Below are 5,191 nucleotides of genomic sequence, written 5' to 3'. Positions count from 1 at the left end.
GGTCGCGCCGCCAGCGCCCGGTGCCGGGGAAGGGCGCCGCGTCGTCGCCGAGCAGGCCCAACTGCCCGCCGGTCAGCACCACGGTCAGGGCGCCGTGGCGGTCCAGCAGCGCCCCGACCGTCCCGACCACGCCGTGGACGCCGACGAGATAGCAGCCGGCGACCAGGGCGCCGTGGGTGTCGGGCTGCGCCTCGGCCGGCACCGGCGCGGGCACGACCGGGTGCAGGCGCGCGGCCCGTTCGCCGAGCGCGCGGGCGGCGAGAGCGGCCCCGGGAGCGATCAGCCCGCCGACGAAGACGCCCCCCAGCAGGACGTTGAACGTGGTGGCGGTGCCCATGTCCACCACGAGCGCGTCACGCAGGCCGGCGCCGACCGCGGCCGCCATGTCGCAGAAGCGGTCCGCGCCCGTGGCGGCGGGCTCGGCCAGGGCAGTCGCGAAGGGCAGCGGCGAGGCGTGGTCGGCGGCGACGGCGCCGGGCAGCCCCGCCAGCAGCACGGCGGTGACCTCGGGCACGACCGAGGCGACGGCGGCGCGCCGCAGGTCGTGGCGGCGCGCCAGTTCGGCGAGCCCGTCGCACAGCCGCGCCCGCCCGTCGCCGTCGCGCGGCGTGGGCAGGTGCACGAGCTCCGCGAAGCGGATGCCGTCGGTGTCGGTCGCGTCCGCCGGCGACCAGACGGCCGCGCTGGTGCGGGTGTTGCCGACGTCCACCACGAGCATGGTCAACCCCTCCCCGATCCCGGCGGCGACGTCGGGCCGATGCCGAGCACGTGCACGTCCCCGGCCAGCGCCGTCGACACGCGCCCGTCGCCGTGCCGCAGCAGCAGCGCCCCGGTGTCGTCGATCCCCACCGCGAGACCCTCGCGCCGCTCGCCGCCGCTCGCCAGCGCGACGCGGCGGCCGGCCAGTTCGTCGACGCGATCGTAATCGCTGCGGTAGTCGTCCCAGCCCGCGGACAGGAACCGTTCCAGCCCGTCGTCCCAGCGGCGCAGCACCGTCCCGGCCAGATCGCCCAGCGTCCGCCAGCGCGCGGGGTCCGGTGGCAGGACCGCGGCCCGCGCGCGCACGTCGGGCGGGAGGTCCACCGGCAGGCGCCCGACGTTCAGGCCGAGACCCGCCACCAGGCGGGGCCGCGGCGTCAGCACCATGAAGTCCAGCAGGATGCCCCCGAGCTTGCGCCCGTGGAGGAAGACGTCGTTGGGCCACTTCAGGCGCACCGGCAGGCCCGTCAGCTCCTCCAGGGCGAGCACGGCGGTCAGGCCCGTCCAGACCGCCAGGCCGGCGACGGGCGGCGACGGCACCGGGTCGATGTTCCAGGACATCAGCAGGCCGCCCTGCCCGTGCCAGCGGCGCCCGAGCCGGCCGCGGCCCGCGCTCTGGCGGCGGGCGACCGCCACGCTGCCCGGCCGGGCGTCGGCGGGCGGCTGCAGGAGCTGCCGCTGCCCGGCCTGCCAGCCCCAGCCGTCCCAGCGGCAGAGCCGGCCGGTCGACGGCGCGCCGCGGCCGAGCAGGAAATCGCTGGTCGAGCCCACCTCTTCGAGCACGTAGAGGAACCCGCCCGCGGTCCGCTCGGGACCGGGATCGAAGCTCGTGAGACCGAACCAGTCGCGACCGATCTGGGGGATCACGGGTTCCCCTCCCGCGGCGCGAAATCCAGCCCCAGGTCCCAGGCGGGGGCTGAGTGCGTGAGGCGGCCCACCGACACGGCGTCCACGCCGGCGGCCGCGTAGGCGCCGACGGTCTCGAGGTCCACGTTGCCGCTGGCCTCCAGGCGGGTGGCGCGTCCGCGCGCGGGACCGGCGTCCCGCCGGCGCACGGCCTCGGCCGCGAGGTCGGGCGCGAAGTTGTCCAGGAGGATCCACTCCACGCCCAGCGGCAGCGTCTCGTCCAGCTGCGCGAGCGTGTCGACCTCCACCTCGACGACCAGGCCGGGGAACTGCGACCGGGAGCGGGCCACAAGGTCCGCGAGCGGCGCCGCGCGCGCCGCCCAGTGGTTGTCCTTCAGCAGGATGCGGTCGTACAGGCCGAGCCGGTGGTTCGCGCCGCCGCCGCAGCGCACCGCGTACTTGTCGAGCAGGCGGAAGCCGGGCAGGGTCTTGCGCGTGTCCAGCACCGCGCAGCGCGTGCCCGCCACCCGGTCGACGTACCGGGAGGTCAGGGTGGCGACGCCGCCGAGGTGCTGCAGGAAGTTCAGCGCCGTGCGCTCGCCGGTCAGGATGGGCGCCGCCGGGCCGACGAGCCGCGCCAGGCGGCGCCCCGCGGCGACGCGCTCGCCGTCGGCGGCGAGCGGCTCGACGAGCACGTCCGGGGACAGGCGCCGGTACAGCAGCGGCAGCAGCGGCAGGCCGGCGACGACGCCGTCGCGGCGGGCGACGATCCAGCCCTCGGCGCGCAGGCCCGGCGCGACGGCGACGGCGGTCGTCGCGTCGCCCGCGCCCACGTCCTCGGCCAGGCTCGCGTCCAGCAGCGTCTCGAGCCAGGCGCCGCGGGGGAAACCGTAGTCGTCGCGTCGGTCCGGCATGCTCCTCCTAACCCGTCTTGAGCTGTGGCAGGCCCCACTGGGCGCGCAGGTCCTCGAGCCGGTCGCGCAGCTCGGCAGCCAGTTCGAAGTCCAGCGCGGCGGCGGCGGTTTCCATCTCGGCCTCCAGCATCTCGACGATCTCGCGCGGGGTCTGGGCCAGGCCGGCGGCCAACGCGCCGGGCGTGGGGACGGCCGCGTCCCGGGCCCGCGAGGCGCCGCTGCGCGTCTCGTCGCCCGCCGCCAGCGTGGCCTGCAGGATCTCCTCGCGCGTCTTGAGGATCGTCCGCGGCGTGATGCCGTGCTCCGTGTTGTAGGCGATCTGCTTGGCGCGGCGGCGCTCCATCTCCCCGATCGCCCGCCGCATGGAGTCGGTCATCCGGTCGGCGTACATCACGACGCGCCCCTCGGCGTTGCGCGCGGCGCGGCCGGCGGTCTGGATCAGCGAGCGCTCCGAGCGCAGGAACCCCTCGCGGTCCGCGTCCAGCACGGCCACCAGTGCCACCTCGGGCAGGTCCAGCCCCTCGCGCAGCAGGTTGACGCCCACCAGCACGTCGCACTCGCCCAGGCGCAGCTTGCGGATGATCTCGACGCGGTCCAGGGCCGCGATGTCGGCGTGCATGTAGGCGACGCGCAGTCCCAGGCGCTGCAGGTACTCGCTGAGGTCCTCGGCCATGCGCTTGGTCAGGGTGGTGACCAGGACGCGCCCGCCGGCCGCGACGACGGCGCGGGCCCGCCCGATCAGGTCGTCGACCTGGCCCGCCACCGGCACGATGTCCACGGGCGGATCGATCAGGCCGGTGGGGCGGATGACCTGCTCGACGAACTCCCCGTCGCAGGCCGCCATCTCGTAGTCGCCCGGCGTCGCGGAGACGAAGATGGTCCGCGGCATCAGCCCCTCCAGCTCATCGAAGCGCAGGGGGCGGTTGTCCAGCGCGCTGGGCAGGCGGAAGCCGTGCTCGACGAGCGTCTCCTTGCGCGAGCGGTCGCCGCGCCACATGGCCGCCAGCTGCGAGACGGTCACGTGCGACTCGTCGATCACGAGCAGGAAGTCGTCGGGGAAGTAGTCGAACAGGCAGGCCGGGCGTTCGCCGGGCTTGCGGTCGTCGAAGTAGCGCGAGTAGTTCTCGACGCCGTTGCAGTAGCCGACCTGGCGGATCATCTCCATGTCGTAGCGGGTGCGCGAGGCGAGGCGCTGGGCCTCGACGGCGCGGCCCGCGGCGTCGTACTCGGCCAGCCGGGCCTCGAGGTCGCGGCCGATGTCGTCGAGGATCGCCTCGAGGCGGTCCTTCTCCACCACGAACTGCCGCGCCGGGTGCACCTGCGCCTCCGTCACGAGCAGGCGGGGGCGCCCGGTCAGGCCATCGACGAAACCCAGGCGCTCGATCGTCCCGCCGAAGAACTCCACGCGCAGCACGCGCTCGTCGAAGGCGGCGCGGACGTCGACGGTGTCGCCGCGCACGCGGAAGGTGCCGTAGCCGCCCTCGTCCCGGCGCTCGTAGTGGATCCCCACGAGCCGCTGCAGGAAATCGTCGCGCTCCAGGGGCTGCCCGGTCCGCAGCGACAGGATGTTGCGGTGGAAGGTGTCGGGGTTGCCGAGGCCGTAGATGGCCGACACGCTCGCCACGACGATGACGTCCTTGCGCGTCAGCAGCGAGGACGTGGCGCGCAGGCGCAGGCGCTCGATCTCCTCGTTGATGCTGACGTCCTTCTCGATGTAGGTGCCGGTGGCCGGCACGAAGGCCTCCGGCTGGTAGTAGTCGTAGTAGGAGATGAAGTACTCCACGGCGTTGTCGGGGAAGAAGCCCTTGAACTCGCCGTAGAGCTGGGCGGCGAGCGTCTTGTTGTGGCTGAAGACGAGGGTGGGCAGGCCGGTCTCGGCGATCACGTTGGCCAGCGTGAAGGTCTTCCCGCTGCCGGTCACCCCCAGCAGGGTCTGGCGCGCGCGGCCCTCGAGCAGGCCGGCGGTCAACGCGCGGATCGCCGCCGGCTGGTCGCCGCGGGGCTCGAACGGGGCCTGCAGGCGGAAGGCGCTCACCACGGTTCCTAACGGTCCAGCAACGAGCGGTCCAGGACCCATTCGCGGCCGACGAGGCGCGTGGGGATGGGCACGGGCCGGCCGTTGAGGGTGACGGTGACGTCCTCGGCGGCGGAGAGCTTCAGCAGGAAATGGTCGCGCGCGCCCCAGTACGAGACGTTGCGCCAGCCCAGCGGGTAGACGACGCCCGCGGTCACGCCCTCCGGCGGCAGGCCCGCCGGCCGGGCGGTCCACAGCACGTCGGGGGCGTTGCGCAGGCCGTCGGCGCCCACCGCGTACTCGACGCGGCCCCGCGTCACGACGCGCAGCACCAGGGGCCAGTGCGACCCGTCGGCGAAGACCAGGTTGCGGTCGCCCGCGGGCAGGGCGGCCAGGACGGCCAGTTCGTCGGCCGAGGGCGCGACCACGCGGGGCGGCGCGGCGGCCGGCGTCGACGGCAGGGAATCCGCCGACGCGGCGGCGAGGCTGTCGGTCGGCGCCGCCGCGGCGTTGTCGGTTCCGGCGCTGTCGGCCCAGGTGGAGGTCGCGAAGGAGTTCGCGGCGGCGGAATCGGCGAGTGCGGAATCGGCCGCGACGCGCGCCGTCAGCGGGCTCCAGGCCTCGCGCAGGGAATCGCCCAGCGCGTCCCGCCGCTGCC

General features: G+C 75.0%; 5 protein-coding genes. All 5 read right to left on the bottom strand.

Features of this window, described 5'->3' with window-relative positions; genetic code table 11:
* Positions 1–718 (bottom strand): type III pantothenate kinase (locus tag Q7W29_00410; protein ID MDO9170275.1); only part of this gene is annotated, 718 nt, incomplete at its 3' end.
* A gap of 2 nt (positions 719–720) precedes the next feature.
* Positions 721–1,626 carry a biotin--[acetyl-CoA-carboxylase] ligase gene (locus tag Q7W29_00405; protein ID MDO9170274.1) on the bottom strand — a complete coding sequence of 302 codons (906 nt, stop codon included), beginning with the start codon at positions 1,624–1,626 and terminating at the stop codon, positions 721–723.
* Positions 1,623–2,519: a carboxylating nicotinate-nucleotide diphosphorylase gene (nadC, locus tag Q7W29_00400; protein MDO9170273.1), complete on the bottom strand. Its 897-nt coding sequence runs from the start codon at positions 2,517–2,519 to the stop codon at positions 1,623–1,625. The genes Q7W29_00405 and nadC overlap by 4 nt, the downstream gene beginning before the upstream one ends.
* A gap of 7 nt (positions 2,520–2,526) precedes the next feature.
* Positions 2,527–4,596 carry an excinuclease ABC subunit UvrB gene (uvrB, locus tag Q7W29_00395; protein ID MDO9170272.1) on the bottom strand — a complete coding sequence of 690 codons (2,070 nt, stop codon included), beginning with the start codon at positions 4,594–4,596 and terminating at the stop codon, positions 2,527–2,529.
* The coding region (locus tag Q7W29_00390) for a hypothetical protein (GenBank protein MDO9170271.1) at positions 4,563–5,191 on the bottom strand (629 nt) is incomplete at its 5' end. The genes Q7W29_00390 and uvrB, both read right to left, overlap by 34 nt.

The organism is bacterium (assembly GCA_030654305.1).
Lineage (GTDB): Bacteria > Krumholzibacteriota > Krumholzibacteriia > LZORAL124-64-63 > LZORAL124-64-63 > PNOJ01.
The sequence above is the reverse complement of the archived record's forward strand: the minus strand, read 5'-3'. Positions and strand labels throughout refer to the sequence as shown.

Coding starts and splice junctions, on each gene's coding strand:
- uvrB (MDO9170272.1), bottom strand. CDS start 4,596: ATGGGTCCTGGACCGCTCGTTGCTGGACCGTTAGGAACCGTGGTGAGC.
- nadC (MDO9170273.1), bottom strand. CDS start 2,519: ATGCCGGACCGACGCGACGACTACGGTTTCCCCCGCGGCGCCTGGCTC.